The organism is Rhodanobacter soli, from assembly GCF_040548735.1.
GTDB lineage: Bacteria > Pseudomonadota > Gammaproteobacteria > Xanthomonadales > Rhodanobacteraceae > Rhodanobacter > Rhodanobacter soli_A.
Window position 1 is genome coordinate 1,833,221 of the sequence record NZ_JBEPSD010000001.1, and the last position, 20,155, is coordinate 1,853,375.

General features: G+C 68.2%; 21 protein-coding genes. 15 read left to right on the forward strand and 6 right to left on the reverse strand.

Annotated elements, in window-relative coordinates:
* Nucleotides 1-31: 31 nt before the first annotated feature.
* The 4 genes from ABIE04_RS08245 to ABIE04_RS08260 are packed head-to-tail and all read right to left on the reverse strand — an operon-like array spanning nt 32 to nt 2,993.
* Nucleotides 32-964 carry a GNAT family N-acetyltransferase gene (locus ABIE04_RS08245; RefSeq protein ID WP_354549836.1) on the reverse strand — a complete coding sequence of 311 codons (933 nt, stop codon included), beginning with the start codon at nt 962-964 and terminating at the stop codon, nt 32-34.
* Complete coding sequence (locus ABIE04_RS08250) at nt 951-1,898, reverse strand: hypothetical protein (protein ID WP_354548525.1); 948 nt, start codon at nt 1,896-1,898, stop codon at nt 951-953. Before ABIE04_RS08250 ends, ABIE04_RS08245 begins: the two co-directional genes overlap by 14 nt.
* 7 nt (nt 1,899-1,905) lie before the next feature.
* The gene (locus ABIE04_RS08255) at nt 1,906-2,571 is read right to left on the reverse strand and encodes an acetyltransferase (RefSeq protein ID WP_354548527.1); all 666 of its coding nucleotides are present in this window, start codon (nt 2,569-2,571) and stop codon (nt 1,906-1,908) included.
* Nucleotides 2,556-2,993, reverse strand: coding sequence for a sugar 3,4-ketoisomerase (locus ABIE04_RS08260; RefSeq protein WP_354548530.1), 438 nt, complete (start codon nt 2,991-2,993; stop codon nt 2,556-2,558). Before ABIE04_RS08260 ends, ABIE04_RS08255 begins: the two co-directional genes overlap by 16 nt.
* 212 nt (nt 2,994-3,205) lie before the next feature.
* Between ABIE04_RS08260 and ABIE04_RS08265 the strand changes: the two genes are divergently transcribed.
* From ABIE04_RS08265 to ABIE04_RS08295, 7 genes are all read left to right on the forward strand, one after another.
* Complete coding sequence (locus ABIE04_RS08265; RefSeq protein ID WP_354548532.1) at nt 3,206-4,324, forward strand: hypothetical protein; 1,119 nt, start codon at nt 3,206-3,208, stop codon at nt 4,322-4,324.
* A 77-nt stretch (nt 4,325-4,401) separates the two neighbouring features.
* On the forward strand, nt 4,402-4,986 hold the full coding sequence (locus ABIE04_RS08270) for an RNA polymerase sigma factor (protein WP_354548534.1): 585 nt from the start codon (nt 4,402-4,404) through the stop codon (nt 4,984-4,986).
* Nucleotides 4,983-5,618, forward strand: coding sequence for a zf-HC2 domain-containing protein (locus ABIE04_RS08275; protein WP_354548536.1), 636 nt, complete (start codon nt 4,983-4,985; stop codon nt 5,616-5,618). Before ABIE04_RS08270 ends, ABIE04_RS08275 begins: the two co-directional genes overlap by 4 nt.
* On the forward strand, nt 5,615-6,925 hold the full coding sequence (locus ABIE04_RS08280; protein ID WP_354548539.1) for a S8 family serine peptidase: 1,311 nt from the start codon (nt 5,615-5,617) through the stop codon (nt 6,923-6,925). The genes ABIE04_RS08275 and ABIE04_RS08280 overlap by 4 nt, the downstream gene beginning before the upstream one ends.
* 110 nt (nt 6,926-7,035) lie before the next feature.
* The gene (locus ABIE04_RS08285; protein ID WP_354548541.1) at nt 7,036-7,419 is read left to right on the forward strand and encodes a TraR/DksA family transcriptional regulator; all 384 of its coding nucleotides are present in this window, start codon (nt 7,036-7,038) and stop codon (nt 7,417-7,419) included.
* A 34-nt stretch (nt 7,420-7,453) separates the two neighbouring features.
* A complete protein-coding gene (locus tag ABIE04_RS08290; protein WP_354548544.1) occupies nt 7,454-7,966 on the forward strand; it encodes a redoxin domain-containing protein in 513 nt (170 codons plus the stop codon).
* Complete coding sequence (locus ABIE04_RS08295) at nt 7,966-8,514, forward strand: DsbA family protein (protein ID WP_354548546.1); 549 nt, start codon at nt 7,966-7,968, stop codon at nt 8,512-8,514. Before ABIE04_RS08290 ends, ABIE04_RS08295 begins: the two co-directional genes overlap by 1 nt.
* A 13-nt stretch (nt 8,515-8,527) precedes the next feature.
* Here the strand turns inward: ABIE04_RS08295 and ygiD are convergent, their stop codons facing one another.
* Nucleotides 8,528-9,307, reverse strand: coding sequence for a 4,5-DOPA dioxygenase extradiol (ygiD, locus tag ABIE04_RS08300; protein ID WP_354548548.1), 780 nt, complete (start codon nt 9,305-9,307; stop codon nt 8,528-8,530).
* 140 nt (nt 9,308-9,447) lie between these two features.
* Here ygiD and ABIE04_RS08305 point away from each other — a divergent pair, with 140 nt between their 5' ends.
* Nucleotides 9,448-10,059 carry an NAD(P)-dependent oxidoreductase gene (locus ABIE04_RS08305; protein ID WP_354548551.1) on the forward strand — a complete coding sequence of 204 codons (612 nt, stop codon included), beginning with the start codon at nt 9,448-9,450 and terminating at the stop codon, nt 10,057-10,059.
* Nucleotides 10,060-10,103: 44 nt separating this feature from the next.
* Complete coding sequence (locus tag ABIE04_RS08310) at nt 10,104-10,676, forward strand: NADPH-dependent FMN reductase (RefSeq protein ID WP_354548553.1); 573 nt, start codon at nt 10,104-10,106, stop codon at nt 10,674-10,676.
* 88 nt (nt 10,677-10,764) lie between these two features.
* Here ABIE04_RS08310 and ABIE04_RS08315 read toward each other — a convergent pair whose 3' ends face one another.
* Nucleotides 10,765-12,981 carry a TonB-dependent receptor gene (locus tag ABIE04_RS08315; protein ID WP_354548555.1) on the reverse strand — a complete coding sequence of 739 codons (2,217 nt, stop codon included), beginning with the start codon at nt 12,979-12,981 and terminating at the stop codon, nt 10,765-10,767.
* 145 nt (nt 12,982-13,126) lie between these two features.
* Here ABIE04_RS08315 and ABIE04_RS08320 point away from each other — a divergent pair, with 145 nt between their 5' ends.
* From ABIE04_RS08320 to ABIE04_RS08345, 6 genes are all read left to right on the forward strand, one after another.
* Nucleotides 13,127-13,570, forward strand: coding sequence for a DUF2231 domain-containing protein (locus ABIE04_RS08320; RefSeq protein WP_354548557.1), 444 nt, complete (start codon nt 13,127-13,129; stop codon nt 13,568-13,570).
* On the forward strand, nt 13,563-14,882 hold the full coding sequence (locus tag ABIE04_RS08325) for a PQQ-dependent sugar dehydrogenase (protein WP_354548559.1): 1,320 nt from the start codon (nt 13,563-13,565) through the stop codon (nt 14,880-14,882). The genes ABIE04_RS08320 and ABIE04_RS08325 overlap by 8 nt, the downstream gene beginning before the upstream one ends.
* A gap of 355 nt (nt 14,883-15,237) precedes the next feature.
* The gene (locus ABIE04_RS08330) at nt 15,238-15,765 is read left to right on the forward strand and encodes a sugar dehydrogenase complex small subunit (RefSeq protein WP_354548562.1); all 528 of its coding nucleotides are present in this window, start codon (nt 15,238-15,240) and stop codon (nt 15,763-15,765) included.
* Between the two features lie 13 nt (nt 15,766-15,778).
* A complete protein-coding gene (locus ABIE04_RS08335; RefSeq protein ID WP_354548564.1) occupies nt 15,779-17,422 on the forward strand; it encodes a GMC family oxidoreductase in 1,644 nt (547 codons plus the stop codon).
* Nucleotides 17,419-18,810 carry a c-type cytochrome gene (locus ABIE04_RS08340; protein ID WP_354548566.1) on the forward strand — a complete coding sequence of 464 codons (1,392 nt, stop codon included), beginning with the start codon at nt 17,419-17,421 and terminating at the stop codon, nt 18,808-18,810. Before ABIE04_RS08335 ends, ABIE04_RS08340 begins: the two co-directional genes overlap by 4 nt.
* A gap of 3 nt (nt 18,811-18,813) precedes the next feature.
* A complete protein-coding gene (locus ABIE04_RS08345; protein ID WP_354548568.1) occupies nt 18,814-20,133 on the forward strand; it encodes a carbohydrate porin in 1,320 nt (439 codons plus the stop codon).
* The last annotated feature ends 22 nt before the right edge of the window (nt 20,134-20,155 follow it).

Sequence of the window (20,155 nt, forward strand, 5' to 3'; positions counted from 1 at the left end):
ACCAGGCCGCTATCCATTTGCCCGCCCTCCATCACAGCAGCCACTCGTAGAAATCGTGCACCACGGCGCGGGCGCCGAAGTACTCCTTCTGCGTGACCAGGCCGCCGTTGAGCACGCGTCCCTCCTGCTCGGTCGAGATGCCGAAGCTGAAATACGCGCGGTTCGCATAGACGCCGCCGATCAGTTCCGCCAGCAGCAGGCTGAGCGCACCCAGGTGCCGCCCTTCCTCCGACACCGCCATGTACTGGGTGTGCGCGACCTTGCCCAGGTCGTAGACCAGCACGCCCGCCAGCAGGGCGCCGTCGCGGCGCGCCTCGTGCAGTACGAGGTGCTGCGGGAAGCGCGACTGCAGCAGGCGCAGCTCGGCCAGGCTGTGCGTCGGCCGGGTGTCGTGCTTGCGCAGCACCTCGCTCAGCAGCGCGTGGAAATCGGCCGAGTCGGTGCTGGTATGCAGGCCGATGCCAGCCTTGCGCGCCTTGTTGACCGCTCGCTGGCGCCCCTGCGTGAAGTGGAACGTCTCGCGCAGCGCGATGGCCGAGGACAGGTCGCGCCGCTTCAGCTGTGCGCCCAACCGGTGCAAGGCATACAGGTCTTCCTCGGCCGGATAGGTATGGAAAATGTGCGGCACCGCCTTGTAGATCACGCGCTCCACGCCGAGCGCGCGGTAGTGGCTGGCGATCTGCTCGAACACGCCCAGCGTCGACTCGGCGCGCAAGGCCTGCGTCGTGACCAGGCCGGCATAGGTGAGGCCGCCGTGGCTGGTCACCACGTTGTCCCGAATGTTCGCGGGGAACACCGCCACGGGTTCGCCGTGCCGCTCGACGATCAGCGACTGGTCGACGAAACGGTCGGCGTGGTAATCCATGTAGCCGCGCCGGTGCAGCAGGTTGCCGTTGCGGGAACGCCCGACCAGCGCGTCCCAGGCGTTCACGTCGGCGGCGGTGTAGGGCCTAACGCTGCACATCGCCACCACCATCGCCATGGTCGGCCTCGGCCACGCCGAAGCCGTCCACGCCCATGTCGTTGCCGTTGTAGAACATCAGCAGCTTGTCGCGGCCGCGGATCAGCGCGGGATAGCAGAGCGTGCGCGAGTCCCAGCCGCTGGCCGACAGCGCGATGCCCAGCCTCTCGTCGCAGCGTTCCCATGCGATGCCGTCGTCGCTCACAGCGACGCCAGGGAAGTATTCGCCGGTGACGTTGCCGCGCGTGAAGACCATGACGTAGCGGCCACCGAAGCGGTACACGCGCGGCCGGCCGATGCGGTACTCGCTGCCTTGCGGCCGCAGGCAGACGCGATCCTCGCGCGGAATCGCGGCGAGGTCGTCCGTCTCCGCATGGCGGATGTGGTAGCGCGGAAACGGCTGGCCGCCGATGCTCTCCCAATCGTCGCCCACCGCATACCACAGGCGCCAGCGGCCGTTCTCGTACATGGCCGAATGCACCGCGCCGATGGTGCTGCGGCCGGGTGCGCGATCCAGGATGGGGGTTTCCTGCGTGCGTTGGAAGCTGTTCCCGCCGTCATGGGAAACGGCCAGGCCGCTGAAGGCCAGGAACTTGGCCCGGGCCACGCGCTGGAATCCGACATAGAACATGTGCAGGCCGCCCGGCGCGTCGACGAGGTCGCCCAGGATCATGCCGTTGTCATCGAAGCAGCCGGCCCGGCCGACGTCCAGCACCGGTTCGGCGCTGACCCGCACGATCGTCGCGGGATCGTCCGCCCGCACGTCGACGTAGCCGATCCGGCTGACGCCGTCGGCATCGCGAAACCCCGCATAGACGCGGATGAGCTCGTCGTCGATCCGGTACGGCGTCGGGGTGAGCGCCGAGTGCAGCATCCAGCCGCCCACGCCCTGCCGCGCGGTTTCGAACACCAGGCCTTTCTTGGTCCATTCGAACATGCGTCGTTCAAAGCCTCACGTCGAAGCTCGACCGGCCGGGTACCGCCCGGGCCGGCGAGCCGACGTAGACCCGGCCCGGCTCGGTGTCGCGGGTAACCAGCGCGCCCGCGCCGATCACGTTGTCGGGCGCGACCTTCACGTGGTCGTTGAAGGTGCTGTTCACGCCGACGAAGCTGCTGTCGCCGATCTCGCAGTAGCCGGAGATGACCGCGTGCGAGGCGACGAACACGTTGTCATGCACGACCGTGCGGTGCCCCACGTGATTGCCGCTCCACAGGATGCAGTTGTTGCCGATGCGCACGAACGGCTGGACGACGTTGCCCTCGAAGATGAAGCTGTTCTCGCCCAGCTCGGCATTGCGCCAGACGAAGGCGCGCGAGCTGACGTACGTGGCGAAGCGGTAGCCGCGACGCTTCGCATCCTGGTAAAGGCGCGTGCGCAGGCGGTTGAGCAGGCTGGCCGGTATGGCGACGAACACGTCGACGTCCGCCGGCGGGTAGTCCGTTTCCAGCGTCTCATAGGCCACCACCGGGCGGCCGGCCAGCAGCGGCTGCGCGAGATACTCGCGTTCGACGCTGAAGGCGACCACGTCGCGCCCGGCGTCGTGCTCGAAATACTCGCAGGCGATCTGCGCGAACTCGCCCGCACCGATGAGGACTAGAGGCTTTGGCACGCCGCCACGCCCTCCGGGTAAACGACGCCATGGACCTCGCTCAGGAAGGCGTCGTAATCGGTGATGTAGTCGTCCGGGTCGTACAGGTGGTCGGCCAGCACCATCAGCACGCAGTCCTCGCTGAAGTCGTACAGCTCGCGCCACACCATGCTGCCGAGCTGCAGGCCGTACGAGGGGTCGTCGAGCACGACCTCCACCGGCCCGCTGCCGTCGTCCAGCAGGAAGGTGACGGAGCCGCGCACCGCCACCGCGAGCTGGTTGAGATGGCGATGCGCGTGCCGGCCCCGATGCACGCCGCCGTGAGTGGCGAACAGGTAGTACACGCGCCGGATCACGAAGGGCACGTTCCGATCCTGCTCCAAGGCGATCAGCATGCCGCGGCTGTCGCCGTGCTTCTGCAACTGGATGCGTTCGATTTCCATGTTCCGGACCCGGCGATGGTTTCGGGGACGACCGACTCATCTGGGTGCCGCCTGGCGGACGAAAGGTTGCGTCGGTACCGGCTCGGCGAGTCGCGGCCGATGCCGGCGACGCGGGGGCAACCTTTCATGGCTCCGTCGGCACCCACTGTTCTTCAGACGGCTCCCGATCCATGCACGGGTCCGCCGCATGACGAAGCTGGCCAGGGGCGCGCATGAAATCGGCCGAACCGGAGGGCGCCGATTGTCACGGCATCGGGAAAGGGAAAAGCACGATGGTCTTGCCGGTTCCGGGGTATCTGGGCGATCGTGTTTCGCGCTCGGCACCCTCCATCCGTGACATGCTTCGGCCTGCGCGGATCGCTCCGGGTTTCCGCCGCCGACACTGGCCATTCCGTCATGAACCGATGTGCCCGAAGATCCTCCGGCAAGTCGCGTTGGACCGCCCCGCCCGCTGGCCTCATGGGCGCGGACCGCATGCGTTCGAGCCGTTCATGAAGGATCCCCGCACAACGACGCGTCCGCGGCGTTGCCCCGCCCGGGGTGGTCCTGTCTTCCTTGCAGTCACCGGTTTCGCGGCACTGATCATCGGCGCATGCCTGACGCCGGCGCTGCATGCCCAGTCGACCCCCTTCAACGGCACCGTGGCGCTCAGCTCGCAGCTGGTGGACCGCGGGCAGGCGATGACCTCCAGCACACCCATCCTGCAGGGGGCCGCCTCCTGGACTTCCCCGGCCGGCTGGTCGCTTGGCCTGTCCGGCAGCGCCGAAGTGCGCTCGCCCGACCGCCTCGTGGCCGCCCTGGCGCAGGTCTCCCGCCACTGGTCGCTTGCCGGCGACTGGCAGATGCAGGCGAACCTGCTCTACTACCACTACGCCGGCACGGCCCGTTCCAGGGCCTTCGACCGCGCCGAAACCGGGCTCAGCTGGAGCTACCGCGACGTGCTGACCCTCGGCCTGTCGGCCATCCACGTCGTCGGCAGCCAGAGCCGGCACCGGCTGCGCGGCGCCGCGGACATCAGTGTCCACTGGCCGCTGGCACGTCACGTTTCCCTTTCCGCCGGAGCGGGCATTGCGCAGTCCCCGATTGCGCCCTACAACGCCTACGGCTACGGTCACGCAGGTCCCCACGAATACGGCCATGACGGCCATACGGGTTCCTACAGCCACCGTCGCAGCGAGGACTTCCACAGCTACGGTCACGTGGGATTGCTGTGGAACCGCGGACCCTGGCGGATCGAGCTCGACCGCATCCTGGCGGACCCGGAAACGCGGTGGCAATGGGACGTCATGGGCGCCTCGCCCTGGGTAGCCACCGTTTCATGGTCCTTCTGATCCGGAGGCAACCTTTTCGCGCCGATCCGGTACCTACATCGCAACCCAATCGAGTCCTGCCTACCTTCTCCAGGCCCATGAACGACGACGCTACCGACTCCGACGTCACCGACCGCATGCTGCTCCAGCGCATGGCGGCGGGTGATCGCGTCGCGTTGGGGGTGCTGTACCGCAGCTATCACGGCAGGCTGTGCCGCTTCCTGACCCGACTGACGCGTCGCGCCGACGTCATCGAGGAAGTCATCAACGATTGCTTCTGGATCGCCTGGCAGAAGGCGGGCACGTTCCACGGGGATTCGCGCGTTTCCACCTGGCTCATGGGCATCGCCTACCGCTGCGGGCTGAAAGCGCTGCGGCAGCACGGCGACGAACCCGTCGAAGACGACCCCCGGCACGAAGAACGCAGCGCCGCCCACGACCTGGACGAAGACCGCGAGTTGCGCGACTGGCTAGGCAAGGGGCTGGAGCGCCTGTCGGTGGACCAGCGGGTCGTCATCGAGCTGGTCTACGGCGTGGGCCACACCCTGGACGACGTGGCGGTCATCATGCAGTGCCCCGTGGGCACGGTGAAGGCGCGCCTGTTCCATGCGCGGGTGAAGCTGCGCAACGTGCTGCCGACGCTGGCGGGGGACTCGCCCAAACGCACGGAGAACGCACCATGACGTTTCCCATGGATTCCGGCAAGGACTGCGTCCACGCCTGGGAAATGATGCCGTGGGTCCTGCAGGGCAGCGCCACGCAGGAACAGGGCGCGTGGCTGGAAGGCCACCTGGCGCAATGCGAATCGTGCCGCGCGGAGTTCGCGCAGCAGAGCCGCCTGCGGCTCGCGCTGTCGCTGCCACCGGATGTTCCGGTCAACGCCGACGTCGGGCTGGGACGCCTGTTGGCCCGCCTGGATACGGCCGATGCCCCGGAGGCTCGCCCTCGTTCGCGCCCGGCCAGCTGGCTGAGCCGGGCGCTGGTCGCCGCCGTGCTGGTGCAGGCGCTCGGCATCGGCGTGCTGGGCGTGAAGCTGTGGTCGGTGGGCGGCAATCCTTCCTATCGCACGCTCAGCCAGGAGACCTTGCCCGCGACTCCGGGCGCGATCCGCGTGGTGCCCGACGCGGGCATGACGCTGGCCGACTGGAACGCCTTGCTGCATGCCCTGCGGCTGCAGGTGGTGAGCGGCCCCAACGATGTCGGTGCCTACACGGTCGCCCCGGTGAGCTCCGCCTCGACGGCGCAACATGCGTTGCAGCAGCTGCGCACCACGCGTGGCATCCTGCTGGCGGAGCCTGTCGCCGTCACGCCATGAAGTACGGCCGCCTCCTCCTTCTTGTCGTCGCCGCAGCCGTCTTAGGCGCATGCGCGTCCACGCCTTCCGTGACCACCCCAGACAACCACGCCGGCCTCGGCCGCATGTCGGTCGCCAGCGCGTCGGCGATGGACAGCCAGCGTGACATCATCCTGGCCGTCGCCAATCCGCTGGAGCCGCCCCCGATACACGCCGGCTCCAGCCTGCTGGGCTATGCCCCGTCCAGGTATTACGGCGCCGGCCAGCACGCGGCATCCATCCTGGCCGCGCTGAAAAAGAGCTACGCGTTCAGCGAACTCGCCGGGTGGCCGATCAAGGCCCTCGACCTGTACTGCATCGTGCTGCAGCCGCCGCCCGGCACCAGCCGGGAGGCCTTGCTCAAGGCGCTCGCGAGGGACGACCGGGTGCGCCTCGCGCAGCCGCTGCACGACTATGCCGTTTACGGCAAGCGGTCCGCCGACGCGGCACACCGCTACAACGATCCCTACGTCAGCCTGCAACGCGGTTTCGTCGAAACCGATGCCGCGCTGGCACACGACTTCAGCCAAGGCAGCGGGGTCCGCATCGCGATCGTCGACACCGGCGTCGACATGACGCATCCCGATCTTCGCGGGCGCATCCACGACGCGCACAACATGGTCGACGACGACGCGGCGGCGTTCGACCGCGACAGCCACGGCACGGAAGTCGCCGGCGTCATCGCCGCGGATGGCGACAACCGCCAGGGCATCGTGGGGGTGGCGCCCAAGGCCACGCTCAGCGTCTACAAGGCCTGCTGGTATCCGCCCGTGCCGAACGCTGGCGCACGCTGCAACTCCTTCACGCTGGCCAAGGCGCTGGCGACGATCATCGACACCGACGCCCGCGTCATCAACCTGAGCCTGGGCGGCCCCGCCGATCCGCTGCTCAACCTGCTGCTGGTGCAGATCCTGGAACAGGGCCGCATCGTGGTCGCCGCCATTCCGCCGGAAGGGAACGTCGACGGATTCCCCGACAGTACCCCGGGAGTCATCCTGGTCCGCGTCAGCGGCGCGTCGGCGGCTCCGTCCGGCGTCCTCAGCGCCCCCGGCGACGACATCCTGACCACCCAGCCCGGGGGTGGTTACGACTTCACTTCCGGGCCGTCGATGGCGGCTCCGCACGTGAGCGGGATGGCCGCCCTGCTGCTGTCCCTCGCGCCGGGGCTGGATGCACGCACGATCCATGACCTTCTGCTACGAAGCAGCAAGACCTCGGGCGGCATCCTGCAGGTGAACGCCGCCGCCGCCCTGACCGAACTGCACGACACGCCGAAAGCCATTCGCTGATCCGGCCGCGGGTGAACGGGCGGCTGTCCGCCCGACGGTTTTTACAGCGCATTCACCCGGCTGATTCCAATGTGCGCAGACGCTACAGACGCTGCAGGCAGGAGCATCCCATGTCCTCGGAACAGCATGCCGGCCTGAGCCGGGAATTCATCGAGCGGCAGCGCCAGCGCCTGCTGGCCTTGCGCAACCAGTTGCTGGGCGGCGAGGAAGACGACCTGGCCCGCAAGCGGGCGTTCCAGCTGGAGCACGGCGACGAGGCCGAGGAAGAAGAAGACGACGCGCAGGACCTGGCGCAACGGGAAGTCGACCAGGCCCTGCACAATGCGGACGATCACCGCGTGGCGAACATCGAGCGCGCCTTGCAGAAGATCGCCGAGGGCAGTTACGGCCTGTCCGACCTGAGCGGCGAGCCGATCCCGAGAGCCCGGCTCGAGACCATGCCCGAGGCGCTCCTCACCGTGCAGGAAGAGCGCGACCGCGAAGCCCGACGCTGACCTCGCCCACCACAACGCCCGAAACGAATCTGCCATGAACATGCTTGCCGCCGGCACCGCCGCACCGGAATTCACCCTGCACACCACCCCCGACCAGAGCGTGGCGCTGAAGGAGTTCCGCGGCCGCAACGTGATCCTGGCGTTCTATCCCGCCGACTGGAGCCCGGTGTGCAGCGACCAGTTGGCGCTGTACAACGAATTGCTGGACGAGTTCGCCCGCTTCAACGCGCAGCTGCTGGCGATCTCGGTCGACGGCGTGTGGAGCCATGCCGCGCTGGCGCGCGACCGCAAGTACCACTTCCCGCTGCTGTCCGACTTCGAGCCCAAGGGCCAGGTGGCCCGCGCGTATGGCGTGTACGAAGAGCAGGCCGGCGTCGCTCGGCGCGCGCTGTTCGTGATCGACGGCGACGGCGTGATCCGCTGGAGCTATCTCTCGCCGATGGGCGTGAACCCGGGGGCCGCGGGCATCGTCAACGCGCTCGAAGCGCTGCCCTCGAACAATATCCAGAAGACGCTGCCCGCGGACGTCGCGCAGGAGGTTCCCTGATGCTGCACGAGGATGCGATCCTGACCGTGCCGGTCTCCGCCCTCGACCACGTCCAGGGCAACGCCCATGCCGTGGTGACCCTGGTGGAGTACGGTGATTTCCAGTGCCCCGCCTGCGCCAGCGCCTACCCGCTGGCGAAGCAGATCCAGCACCGCTACGCCGGCAACCTGCGGTTCGTGTTCCGCCACTTCCCGCTGAGCCAGGCTCATCCGTACGCCCAGCTGGCGGCCGAGCTGGCCGAGGCCGCGGCGGTCGAGGGCCGGTTCTGGGCCATGCACGACTGGCTGTACGAGAACCAGGCGGCGTGGGCGCCGCACGGCGCTCCCGGCCTGGAAGCCGGCGTGCGGGCGCTGGGCCTGGACGAGGCCGCGATCGCCGCCACGCTGCGCAACCCCGACGTCGACACCCACATCCGCCGCGACTTCATGGGCGGCGTGCGCAGCGGCGTCAACGGCACGCCCAGCTTCTACGTCAACGGCTACCTGTACCAGGGCGATTTCGATTCGCTGGTGCACAGCATCGGCCGGGCGATCGCCCGGCAGGGCTGACCGGGCCACGCGTTCAGCCGAACCGCACCGACAGCATCGATATCGAGCCGCCGTCCATGCCTTCGACCGGGAACGTCACCGCGTCGCCTTCGGCGCTGGCGCCGAGCACGTACAGCAGCGGCAGGTAATGCTCGGGCGTGGGCACCGACAGCTCCGCGTCGCGGCCCATCGCTTCGTAATCCACCAGCGACGCATGATCGCCCTGCAGCATCAGTTCGCGTGCCTGCGCCTCGAAACGCAGCGCCCAGTCAAACGGTTCCGCCGGATGCCGCCCCCAGGCATAGCTGTGCAGGTTGTGCACCACGTCACCACTGCCGATCAGCAGGATGCCCTCGTCACGCAACGGCCGCAGCAGCCGGCCCAACCCGTAGTGGAACGCCGGCGGCTGCGACTCGTCGATGGAGAGCTGCACCACCGGCACGTCGGCGGCGGGAAACACGTGGCGCAGCACCGACCAGGTGCCATGGTCCAACCCCCACGAAAGATCCGCGCGCACGTCCAGCGGCTGCAGCAGTTCGCGCACGCGGCGCACCAGGGCGGGATCGCCGGGCGCGGGATAGTGCACCTCGAACAACTCGCGCGGGAAGCCGCCGAAATCGTGGATCGTGCGCGGCGCCGCCATCGAGGTGACCGCGGTGCCGGGCAGGTACCAGTGCGCCGACACCGACAGCACCGCGCGCGGCCGCGGCAGGCGCTGGCCGAGCGCCGCCCAGCCACGGCTCCAGTCGTTGTCGTGCAGCGCGTTCATCGGGTTGCCGTGCCCGAAGAAGATCGTCGGCATACGTGCATTCATGGCATGACCTGCAGCCTCGCCGGGCGGGTCCTCGCGGGCGCCCGCATCTACGCACTGATGACATTCGGGGCGTTAGCGTGGCGTGAGTGCCGGCGATGGCGGATGGACGTCCATTCCATGGCGCAGCCCGGGAGACAGGCATGAAGATCGCATTGATCGGCGTCAGCGGACTGGTCGGCTCGCACCTGCTGGCGGAGCTGCTCCGGCGCGGGCACGAGGTCACCGGCATTGCCCGCGACACCGGTGGCGTGGCCGCACGGCCGCAGTTGCGGCTGAAGAACGGCGATGCCACCCGGCCGGCGCAGCTGGCGCCGCTGCTGGCCGGTCACGAGGCGGTGATCAGCGCCACGAAATTCGCCACGTCCGACGTGGCGGCGCTGATCGCTGCGCTGAAGCAGGCCGCCGTGCACCGGTTGCTGGTGGTCGGCGGCGCCGGCAGCCTGGAGGTGGCGCCGGGCCAGGCGCTGATCGACACGCCGGGTTTCCCTGCGGCGTACAAGCCGGAGGCGGAGGCGGGACGACGCTTCCTCGATGCGTTGCGCAAGGAGCAGCAGCTCGACTGGACCTTCCTGTCGCCTTCGGTCGAATTCATCCCGGACGAGCGCACCGGAATATTCCGCCTCGGCGGCGACCAGTTGCTCACCGACGCGAGCGGCCGCAGCTGGATCTCGATGGAGGACTTCGCGATCGCCCTCGTCGACGAACTGGAGACACCGAAGCATTCGCGGCAACGCTTCACCGTCGGTTACTGACCACCCGCCGACCAGCGGCCCACCTCACCCATCAGGACATTCGCATGAAGACCTACAAAGTCGGCTATCTCGTCGGCAGCCTCGCCAAGGGCTCCATCAACCGCCTGCTGGCCAAGGCGCTCACCCGACTCGCGCCGCCGGGGCTGGAGCTGGCGGAGATCCCGATCCGCGACCTGCCGCTGTACAGCTACGACTACGACGCCGACTACCCGCCGGTGGCGCGCGCGTTCAAGCAGGCGATCGCCGAGGTCGACGCGGTGCTGTTCGTCACCCCGGAGTACAACCGCTCCATCCCCGGCGCGCTGAAGAACGCGATCGACTGGGCCAGCCGTCCGTGGGGCAAGAACTCGTTCTCGCGCAAGCCGTCCGCGGTGATCGGCACCTCGCCCGGCTCGATCGGTACCGCGGTCGCCCAGCAACAACTGCGCGGCGTGCTGTGCTTCTGCAACTCGCCGCTGATGAACACGCTGGAGGCGTACATCCAGTTCCATCCGGGCCTGATCAGCGAGGACGGCACGGTCACCAACGAGTCCACCGCCGAGTTCCTGACCAACTACATGAAGGAACTGCATGTCTTCATCGAACGCGTGCTCGCCGTGCTGCCGCGGGAAGCGTAGCGTCCGGTGCTTGTGCTGCCGTTGATCCGGCCCGCAAGCCCTGAGCGCAGCCGAGGGGTGATCGGGCGGCCGGTCGTTGCGGACCGGATCAACGGAAGACCAGGCGCGCGCCCAGCATGAAGCTGCGGCCGGCGCCGGGTTCGAAGTAGCGCCCGTTGCTGTCGTTGACGATCACCGAACCGACGTAGCGGCGGTCGCCGAGGTTGTCCACGCGGGCGCTGAGCAGCAGCCGCGTATCCTTGCCCAGCGCAAAGTTGTAGCCGACATCCACGCCGATCACGCCGTAGCCGGCCGCGCGCTCGGTGCCGGTGTCGTTGACGCTGACCGCGCCCACGCCGGTCAGGTCCAGGCCTTCATGCCAGCCGAACTCGTCGCCGTGCCGGAGCCGCAACGAGCCATAGTTCCCGGGCACGCCCGGCATGCCGGTGCCCGCGGCCACCGGCATGTCGACCATCGTGCAGGGCCTGGCCCGGCAGGCGAGGAACGCTTGGCGGAAGCGCGCCTGCAGGCGGGTGAAGGCGGCGCTGACCTGCCAGCCGTCGGCAAGCTGGCCGGTCAGCGACAACTCGATGCCCTGGCGCCGCGTGCGGCCGACGTTCTGGTAGGTGGAGCGGCCGCTTTCGCTGGTCATGACCGCCAGCTCGTCGCGCGTATCCGCACGAAACGCCGCCGCGTCGAAGGACAGTTCGCGCGTGACCCGCCACTTCGCGCCCAGCTCCAGGTTGCGGCTGCGCGCCGGGCGCAGGTCGAAGGCCAAGCCCGGCAAGCCATCGCTGCGGTAGCCCAGTTCGTTGAAGCTCGGCGTTTCGAAACCCTTGCCGTAGCTGGCGTACAGCCGCAGGTTTTCACTCGGCCGGAAACCCAGCCCGGCCACCGGCGTGGTGGCCGTGTAGTCGACGCCGCCGCTGTCGTCCGGATTGAACGCCGTGACGTAGTGGTCGCGCGCGCGGAAGCGCACCTCGTCGTGCCGCACGCCGAGCAGCAGCGACCATCGTTCGGCAAGCTGCCAGTACCACTGCGCGTACTCGTCGAGGCTGTCGACGTTGTCGTCCTCGTTGCGCCGCAGGGCACCGCTGATGCCCAGCGTGTCGCCGATGAAGTTGTTGTAGCCGCGGCGATGCTGCCGCTGCCCATCGGCACTCACGCCCAGCACGAACTCGTAGGCGCGGCCGGCCAGCTGGCCGGCATGCGTCCAGCGCGCGTCGAGGCCGCCGTAATCGGTATCCAGCGCCACCACGCCACCCGGCGACAGCGGGCTTTGCTGGACACTTGCCGGAATCGACTGGTACTGCAGGATGCCGCGCCGGCCGAAGTAGCCCATCACGCGCAAGCGGTCGTCGCCGCCCAGCGGCTGCTCGTAGATGGCGCCCAGCTGGTTCTGCAGGATGCTCTTGCGGGTGTCGTACTGCAGCGCGGCCGCGGCGACCTGTCGAGGATCGACGTCGACCTGGGCGCGGGTGAGCCCGAGCGCATCCTGGGAGGTCGGCTGGTTCAGGCGATTCGCCACGAGGGTGAGCTTCCTGCCGCCGCCCAGGTCCACGCCGAACCTGGCGTTGTCCGATTCGCGGCGCACCCGGCTGTGCGGCCGATAGCCGCCGGAAAGAAAGGCCGAGCCGGCGACGTTGTAGTCGACCGGCCCCCACGTGCCGCGCGTGTCGATGCTGTAGCGGAAGGTGTCGTGGCTGCCGGCATTCATGCCCACGGTGGTCAGCGGCGTCGGCGTGCCCTCGGCGCTCCACAGCTGCACCACGCCGCCGGCTGCATTGCCGTAGAGCACCGAGAACGGACCGCGCAGTATCTCCACCCGCTCGGCCGAGTCGAAATTGAAGTGCGAGACCTGGCCCTGTCCATCCGGCAGCGTGGCCGGAATGCCGTCGACATACAGGCGGATGCTGCGCACGCCGAAGGTCGCGCGCGAGCCGAAGCCGCGTATCGAGATCTGCACATCCTGCGCATAGTTCTGCCGGTCGCGCGCCAGGATGCCCGGCACGCCGACCAGCGATTCGGAAAGATTCACGCCCGGTTGGCCAGCCGCGGCGGGCGCGACCTGCACCACGCTGAGTGCGGCAGGAAGATCGAACGGGGGAATGTCCAGACGGATCGCGTTGACCTGCACCATCGGCAGGATCACGCGTACCGCGTCCGGATCGGCTGTTGCCGGCTGTTGGGCAGCCGCTCGTTGCGGGACAGACAGCAGGCCGAGCAGCACCACGATGATCGGCCAGCTGGATCGAAACCCGGCCACCTGGCCCGCCTTGCGCCATCGCGAACTTTGCAGCACCAGGCCCGTCCATCGCTTTCCCATGCCTCAGTGTGTCATGAAGCTCCGGCGGCCACGGCATGTCACGAATGTGTCATCCGCAGGCACGCTTGACCTTGCCCACCCCGTCTGCTCCGATGCAAAGCGTTCCTGGCCATCCATCGCGTCCCTCCTGCAGAGGTAGCTGCCCGTGAACCATTCCCGCGCACCACGTCGTTCCGTCACGGCCAACGCCGTCTATGGCCTGCTCAACCCCCTCCCGTTCGGCTTCTTCGTCGCCGCACTGATCTTCGACATCATCTATGTCCGCACCGCCGGCGTGCTGTGGAACAAGGGCGCCGCCTGGTTGATCGTGTTCGGCCTGTTGATCGCGATCATCCCGCGCTTCGTCAACCTCGCCCAGGTCTGGATCACTTCCCGGCACCTCGCCCGACGCGCCGACAAGCTCGACTTCTGGCTCAACCTGCTCGCCGTCGTCGCGGCGATCTTCAACGCCTTCGTGCACAGCCGCGATGCGTACGCGGTGGTGCCGACCGGCGTGTGGCTCTCGGCATGCACGGTCATCCTGCTTTCCATCGGCCACATCATGATGGCTGTGCACAGCTCCGCCGCGAAGGAGTTCTCCCATGAATAAGCTCATCCTTCGCAGCATGCTGATGCTGACCGTCGGGCTGCTCCTGGGCAGCTGCAGCGGCAAGGCGTCGTACCAGCCGGCACAGCAGTCGGGCGACGCTCCGCCGCTACCTACCGCGCGCAATTTTCTGGTTCCGCCGATGCAGGTGCCCCGCTATGCCGGGTGGAAGCAGGGACAGATGCCCAAGGTGGCCGCCGGGCTCAAGATCGAGAAGATCGCCAGCGGCCTGCTGCACCCACGCCAGCTCTACACCCTCCCCAACGGCGACATCCTGGTGGTGGAATCCAACGGCCCCGGCGCCGAGCCGGTGACCACGCCGAAGCAGCTGATCGCCGGCAAGATCAAGAACCTCTCGGGCAAGGGCGCGAAAGGCGGCAACCGGATCACCTTGCTGCGCCGGAGCGGCGATGCCGGCGGCGAATGGGAGAAGCACGTCTTCATCGAACACCTGCATTCGCCGTTCGGCGTGCAGTTGGTCGGCGACACGCTTTACGTGGCCAATACCGACGCGATCGTGAAGTTCCCGTACGCCACCGGCGAAACGCAGATCACCGCACCCGGCGTGGAGTTCACCGACCTGCCGGCCACCATCAACCACCACTGGACCAAGGCGCTGGTGACCAGCCCGGACGGCAGCAAGCTGTATGTCGGAGTCGGCTCCAACAGCAATATCGTTGAGAACGGCCTCGACCAGGAATACCGGCGTGCCGCCGTGCTCGAGGTGGACGTGGCCAGCGCCGGCAGCCGGATCTATGCCTCGGGCCTGCGCAATCCGACCGGGCTGCAGTTCGAGCCGCACACGGGCAAGCTCTGGGCGATCGTCAACGAACGCGACGAGATCGGCGCGGACCTGGTACCCGACTACATGACTTCGGTCCAGCCGGGCGGTTTCTACGGCTGGCCGTACAGTTATTTTGGCCACCATGTGGACAGCCGCGTCATGCCGCAGCGGCCTGACCTGGTGGCGAAGGCGATCGTGCCCGACTATGCGCTGGGCTCGCACGTCGCCGCGCTCGGGCTGCTGTTCTCCGACAGCAACGCGCTGCCGGAGCAGTATCAGCATGGCGCCTTCGTCGGCGAGCACGGCAGCTGGGACCGCTCGCCGTTGAGCGGCTACGCCGTCGTCCACGTCGCGTTCGTGGACGGCAAGCCGGTCGGCGTGCCCCAGACGGTCGTCAGCGGCTTCCACTCGGACGACGAGTCGGAACTGTACGGTGCACCGGTCGGACTGGCGCAGGACAAGGACGGCGCGCTGCTGATCGCAGACGATGTCGGCGACGCCGTGTGGCGGGTCACCGCTGCCTCACCCTGAGCCGCGGGGCGCATTGAGCCAGCCGGTGGCGACCGGTTCAACACCGCTGATCTCGCGCGGCTGATCCCGTCGGATGACCTGCGATCACGCATGTCCATCCGGCGGTGATCATCATCCGGCTGCCGACAGTGCGCAATCCATCTGTCGGCCCGGGCAGGAGGATGGGAATCGACTCGTCCGCAGCTTTGCCACGTGCCATCACCACGGGCCTTGCCTCGTTATTTCTTGCAGCAAAGTGCGCCCTCCCCCGGTCCCTTCAAATCTTCACGTTCCCTTGCACCGCGGGCGGAGTAGCGTCGTCTCGCCTTGGCGGTCGTCCCGGCCACCGGGCGCACGAGAAACAAGGGGAAGGGTGATGGCACTGGACGAACTCGACCGTGTCGCCGCGAACCGCGGCGATCCCGGCGATCCCTCGCGGCGCCGCCTGCTGGCGGGCCTGCTCACCGCGTACACCGCCTCGCTGATTCCCTGGGCACTGGCGCAACCCGCGCCGCACGCCGACCGCGGCGCATTCACCGCGCTCTCCGCCATCCTGGTCGGCCGGCAGACGCTGGACGCCGCGCAGGCGACCCGCCTTTACGACGCCCTCGCCGCCGCCCATCCGAACTTTCCGGCCGATGTGCAGGCGCTGCTGATGCTGATCAACGAACGCCACGTCGACCCGCTGCAACTGCAGGGCGTACTGGACGGCGAGCACTCGCCGCTGGCGCCGTTGCCACGATCGATCGTCACGGCCTGGGGCCTCGGAGTGGTGGGCAGCGGCGAAGGCGCACGTTGCGTCGCCTACGAAACCGCACTCAACGCAATGATCGTGGCCGACGTGCTGAAGCCGCCCACCTATGCCTACGGCGCGTACGGAAGCTGGACCCGCAAACCCATCTGAGGAGTGCAATCCGATGTCCGGACAGCTATCGGCTGACGTCGTGGTGATCGGCTCGGGCATCATCGGCGCGCTGGCGGCGCGCCGGCTGGCGCAGCAAGGTGCCTCGGTGCTGATCCTGGAGGCGGGGCCGCGGCTGGAACGCGCCCGCGTCGTCGCCGCGTTTCGCAATTCGCCGATCAAGGGCAACTGGATGGCGCCGTATCCGGCCTCGCCGTGGGCGCCACATCCGATCTACGTACCGCAGGACAACGGCTACCTGAAGCAGGCCGGGCCGTATCCGTACCCGGCCGAGTACATCCGCGCAGTCGGTGGCACTACCTGGCACTGGGCCGCGCAGGCGTGGCGGCTGGTGCCGAACGACGTGCGCATCAAGAGCCTGTATGGCGTCGGCGTAGACTGGCCGCTCAGCTACGAGGAACTCGATCCCTGGTACCAGGAAGCAGAGGAACTCCTCGGCGTGGCCGGTGCCGACAACACCGGCTCGCCGCGCCAGCATCCGTTCCCGATGGAGCCGGTGGCCGAGCCGTGGTCGATGCGCCGCTTCCGCGAGCGACTGGCTCCGGCGTATCCGGTGGTCGCCAACACCGTGGCGCGCAACAGCCGCGGCTACGACGGACGACCGGCCTGCGTGGGCAACAACAGCTGCCAGCCGATCTGCCCCGTCAACGCGCAGTACCTGGGGATCAACGCGGTGGAGGCGGCCGAGGCCGCCGGCGCGAAGGTGATGCCCAACGCGGTGGTCTACCGCATCGAGCATGACGCCAAGGGGCGCATCGCGGCGGTGCGCTACTACGCGCCGGACAAGAGCGAACACCGTGTCACCGGCACCACCTTCATCCTCGCCGCGAATGGCATCGAGAGCCCGAAGCTGTTGCTGCTGTCGGCCAGCGACACGTACCCGAACGGGCTGGCCAACAGCTCCGGCATGGTCGGCCGCCACCTGATGGACCACCCCAGCACCTCGCTCACGTTCTACGCCGACGAGGAACTGTGGCTGGGCCGTGGCCCGCAGAGCCCCAGCTCGATCAACACCCTGCGCGACGGCGCGTTCCGTTCGCAGCACGCGCCGTACCGGCTGGACTTCACCAACATCTCGCAGGTGCTCAACGTCACCAACGACCTGATCAAGGAGGGCGTGTACGGCGCGGAATTCGAGAAGCAGCTGCGCTGGCGCGCCGCGCACCAGGTCAACGTGAAGAACGTGCTGGAGGTGCTTCCCAACCCCGACAACCGCATCACGCTCAGCGCGGAAAAGGACGCCATGGGCATTCCGAAACCCGAGGCGCACTACGCGATCGACGATTACACGCGCCGCGCCGCGGAAGTGTCGAAAGCCGACTTCGCCCGCATCGCCGAACTGATGGGCGGTACCGGCTTGCGTTACAGCGCAGACGGCCAGTTCGCCAACAACCAGCACATCACCGGCACGATGAGCATGGGCAACGATCCGAAGACCTCGGTCGTCGATGGGTTCGGCCGCACGCACGACCACGAGAACCTGTTCGTCTGCGGCACCGGCGTGATGCCCACCGCGGCCACGATGAACTCCACGCTCACCGGCGTGGCGTTGGCGCTGCGCACCGCCGAGCACATCCTGCCGGCGAAGAACACACACGCAGGCGCCATGCATAGCGGCCACGAAGCGAGCCTCGCATGAACGCATCGGCCCGCTGCCTCCTGCTGCTCGGCTTGATCGTCACGGCGTCGGTCCATGCCGCCGACAGCACCGACGCCGCACTGCTGCAACGCGGCCGGTACCTGGCCACCGCGGGCGACTGCGTGGCCTGCCATACCGCACCGGGCGGCAAACCGTACGCTGGCGGCCTGACGGTACCCACGCCGATCGGCAACATCATCGCCACCAACATCACGCCGTCGACCACCGCCGGCATTGGCCACTACACCGAGAAGCAATTCAGCGATGCCTTGCGCCAGGGCATCCGCGCGGATGGCCAGCGGCTGTATCCGGCGATGCCGTATACGTCGTACGCGCAGGTCACCGACGACGACGTGCATGCGCTGTACGCGTACTTCATGCACGGCGTGGCGCCAGTGGACAGCAAGCCGACGCCGACCCGGCTGCCGTTCCCGTTCAACATCCGCCTGTCGATGGCGACGTGGAACCTGCTGTTCCTCGACAGCAAGCCGTTCACGCCCGACCCGGCCAAAGGCGCGGCATGGAATCGCGGCGCCTACCTGGCGCGCGGGCTGGCCCATTGCAGCACCTGTCACACGCCACGCAACCTGCTGATGGCCGAACAGTCGTCGCGCGAACTGGCCGGTGGTGCCGTCGGCACCTGGCTGGCACCGAACATCACCTCCGACGCGAACAGCGGCGTCGGCGGCTGGAGCGAACAACAACTCGTCGACTACCTGCGGCTGGGTCACGCCACCGGCAAGGCGCAGACGGCCGGGCCGATGGCCGAGGCGGTCGAGCACAGCCTGCAGCATCTCGAACCCGCCGACCTGCAGGCGATCGCCACTTACCTGAAGACGGTGCCCGCGCAACACGACCCGGCCGACACCCGCGCCGTCGACAGCTGGGGCGCCGCGTTCGACGGGATCGCCGACCAGCGCGGTACCGCCCTGCCCGACGACGCGGAGCAGTGGAGCGGCGCGCAGTTGTACGACGCGCACTGCGCCAGCTGCCACCAGGTCAGCGGCGAAGGCAGCTTCGACGGCGGCCTGCCGCCGCTGTTCCACAACACCGCCACCGGCCGCACCGACACCGGCAACCTGGTGATGGTGATCCTCGAAGGCATCCGCTGGACGGACGCTACCGGCGTGCACATGCCGGGCTTCGCGCACGCGCTGAGCGACCACCAGGTCGCCAACCTGGGCAATTACCTGACGCTGCGTTACGGCAACCCCGCCGCACGGATCACGGCGACGCAGGTCGCCAACCTGCGCAGCGGCGGCGCGCCATCGCACCTGGTCGCGCTGGCGCGGCTGGCGATGGTCGTGGTGGTGGTAGTGCTGATCCTCGCCATCATCGTTCTGTGGCGCCGGCGCCGGCGGCGCCGGACTTCCTCCGGCCAGGCCTGACTCATGCGCAACCCTTCCGGCACGACCCATCGTCTGGCGCTCGGTGGTGCGCTGTTACTGTGCACACTGCCCGCCGTGGCGCAGCAGGCCAGTGTCGGCGGCTGGCTCAGCCAGCCCACGATGACCGGCGACTGGGGCGGCACGCGCACGCAACTGCAGGACGACGGCATCACCCTGCGCGCGCACTGGACCACCGAGAGCGCGGGCAACGTCTCCGGCGGCCACTACCAGACCGCGCGCTACACCCAGCAACTCGACCTCGGCGCGGACTTCGACCTCGACAAGCTGTGGGGCGTGCCCGACGCGAAGATCCAGTTCACCGTCACCGAGCGCGACGGCCGCAGCCTCAGCAACGACGCGCTGGGCAACCAGTTCTCGGTGCAGGAGCTCTATGGCGCGGGGCAGAACTTCCGCCTGGCCGAGCTGAACTGGCAGCAGGATTTCCTCGACCACCGGATCTTCCTGCAGTCGGGTTGGTCGCCGGTGGGCGATGACTTCGCGCGGCTGCCCGCGTTCTGCAATTTCCAGAACGGCATCATCTGCGGCCATGCCAACGCGATGACCACCAACAGCGGCGCGCACAACTTTCCCACCGCGCAATGGGGTGGCCACGTGAAGTGGCACGCCACACCGAACTTCTACGCCACCGTCGGCGCCTACCTGGACAACCCCAACGCTGGCAACAAGGACCAGGGCTTCAACCTCAGCCTCAAGCACCGCGGCGTGTTCGTGCCGGTCGAACTGGGCTGGACGACCGGCCGCGGCAATGGACAGCTGCCCGGCGATCTCAAGCTCGGCGCGTACTACAACACCGCCGGCACGCCGGACGTGTACACCGACGTCAACGGCCAGCCCGCCGGCCTCACCGGCGCCGACTTCCTGCAGCACAACGGCCGCTCCGGCGGTTACGTCATCGCCGACCGCATGGTCTATCGCGAAGGCCCCGACACCAACCGCGGGCTCACCTTCGGCGCGATGGCCGGCGTGGGCGACGAAGCCACCGCACGCTTCCGCTACTTCTGGGTCATCGGCGGCCACTACCAGGGCACCTTCCCCGGCCGCGACAACGACGTGATCTCGTTCATGGCGGCCTCGGCGCGAATCAATCCGCGGCTGACCCGCTACCAGCGCGACCGCGACCGCGTGACGCCCGGTGCCGTGCCGATCCAGACCAGCGAAACCGTGCTGGAAGTGGACTACGGCGCGAGGATCGCACCGTGGCTCACCGTGCGCCCCAACCTGCAGTACATCATCCGCCCCAACGGCACCGGCAAGATCCCCGACGCCTTCGTGATCGGCCTGTATACGCAGATAACGTTCTGAACGCGACTCCACCGCTGCCGAA

Excerpts from the sequence above, each read along its gene's own strand:
- ABIE04_RS08290 (WP_354548544.1), top strand. The coding sequence starts at position 7,454 with ATGAACATGCTTGCCGCCGGCACCGCCGCACCGGAATTCACCCTGCAC.
- ABIE04_RS08285 (WP_354548541.1), top strand. The coding sequence starts at position 7,036 with ATGTCCTCGGAACAGCATGCCGGCCTGAGCCGGGAATTCATCGAGCGG.
- ABIE04_RS08345 (WP_354548568.1), top strand. The coding sequence starts at position 18,814 with ATGCGCAACCCTTCCGGCACGACCCATCGTCTGGCGCTCGGTGGTGCG.
- ABIE04_RS08315 (WP_354548555.1), bottom strand. The coding sequence starts at position 12,981 with ATGGGAAAGCGATGGACGGGCCTGGTGCTGCAAAGTTCGCGATGGCGC.
- ABIE04_RS08280 (WP_354548539.1), top strand. The coding sequence starts at position 5,615 with ATGAAGTACGGCCGCCTCCTCCTTCTTGTCGTCGCCGCAGCCGTCTTA.
- ABIE04_RS08270 (WP_354548534.1), top strand. The coding sequence starts at position 4,402 with ATGAACGACGACGCTACCGACTCCGACGTCACCGACCGCATGCTGCTC.
- ABIE04_RS08265 (WP_354548532.1), top strand. The coding sequence starts at position 3,206 with ATGAAATCGGCCGAACCGGAGGGCGCCGATTGTCACGGCATCGGGAAA.
- ABIE04_RS08260 (WP_354548530.1), bottom strand. The coding sequence starts at position 2,993 with ATGGAAATCGAACGCATCCAGTTGCAGAAGCACGGCGACAGCCGCGGC.
- ABIE04_RS08295 (WP_354548546.1), top strand. The coding sequence starts at position 7,966 with ATGCTGCACGAGGATGCGATCCTGACCGTGCCGGTCTCCGCCCTCGAC.
- ABIE04_RS08305 (WP_354548551.1), top strand. The coding sequence starts at position 9,448 with ATGAAGATCGCATTGATCGGCGTCAGCGGACTGGTCGGCTCGCACCTG.
- ygiD (WP_354548548.1), bottom strand. The coding sequence starts at position 9,307 with ATGAATGCACGTATGCCGACGATCTTCTTCGGGCACGGCAACCCGATG.
- ABIE04_RS08325 (WP_354548559.1), top strand. The coding sequence starts at position 13,563 with ATGAATAAGCTCATCCTTCGCAGCATGCTGATGCTGACCGTCGGGCTG.
- ABIE04_RS08250 (WP_354548525.1), bottom strand. The coding sequence starts at position 1,898 with ATGTTCGAATGGACCAAGAAAGGCCTGGTGTTCGAAACCGCGCGGCAG.
- ABIE04_RS08275 (WP_354548536.1), top strand. The coding sequence starts at position 4,983 with ATGACGTTTCCCATGGATTCCGGCAAGGACTGCGTCCACGCCTGGGAA.
- ABIE04_RS08340 (WP_354548566.1), top strand. The coding sequence starts at position 17,419 with ATGAACGCATCGGCCCGCTGCCTCCTGCTGCTCGGCTTGATCGTCACG.
- ABIE04_RS08330 (WP_354548562.1), top strand. The coding sequence starts at position 15,238 with ATGGCACTGGACGAACTCGACCGTGTCGCCGCGAACCGCGGCGATCCC.
- ABIE04_RS08335 (WP_354548564.1), top strand. The coding sequence starts at position 15,779 with ATGTCCGGACAGCTATCGGCTGACGTCGTGGTGATCGGCTCGGGCATC.
- ABIE04_RS08245 (WP_354549836.1), bottom strand. The coding sequence starts at position 964 with ATGTGCAGCGTTAGGCCCTACACCGCCGCCGACGTGAACGCCTGGGAC.
- ABIE04_RS08310 (WP_354548553.1), top strand. The coding sequence starts at position 10,104 with ATGAAGACCTACAAAGTCGGCTATCTCGTCGGCAGCCTCGCCAAGGGC.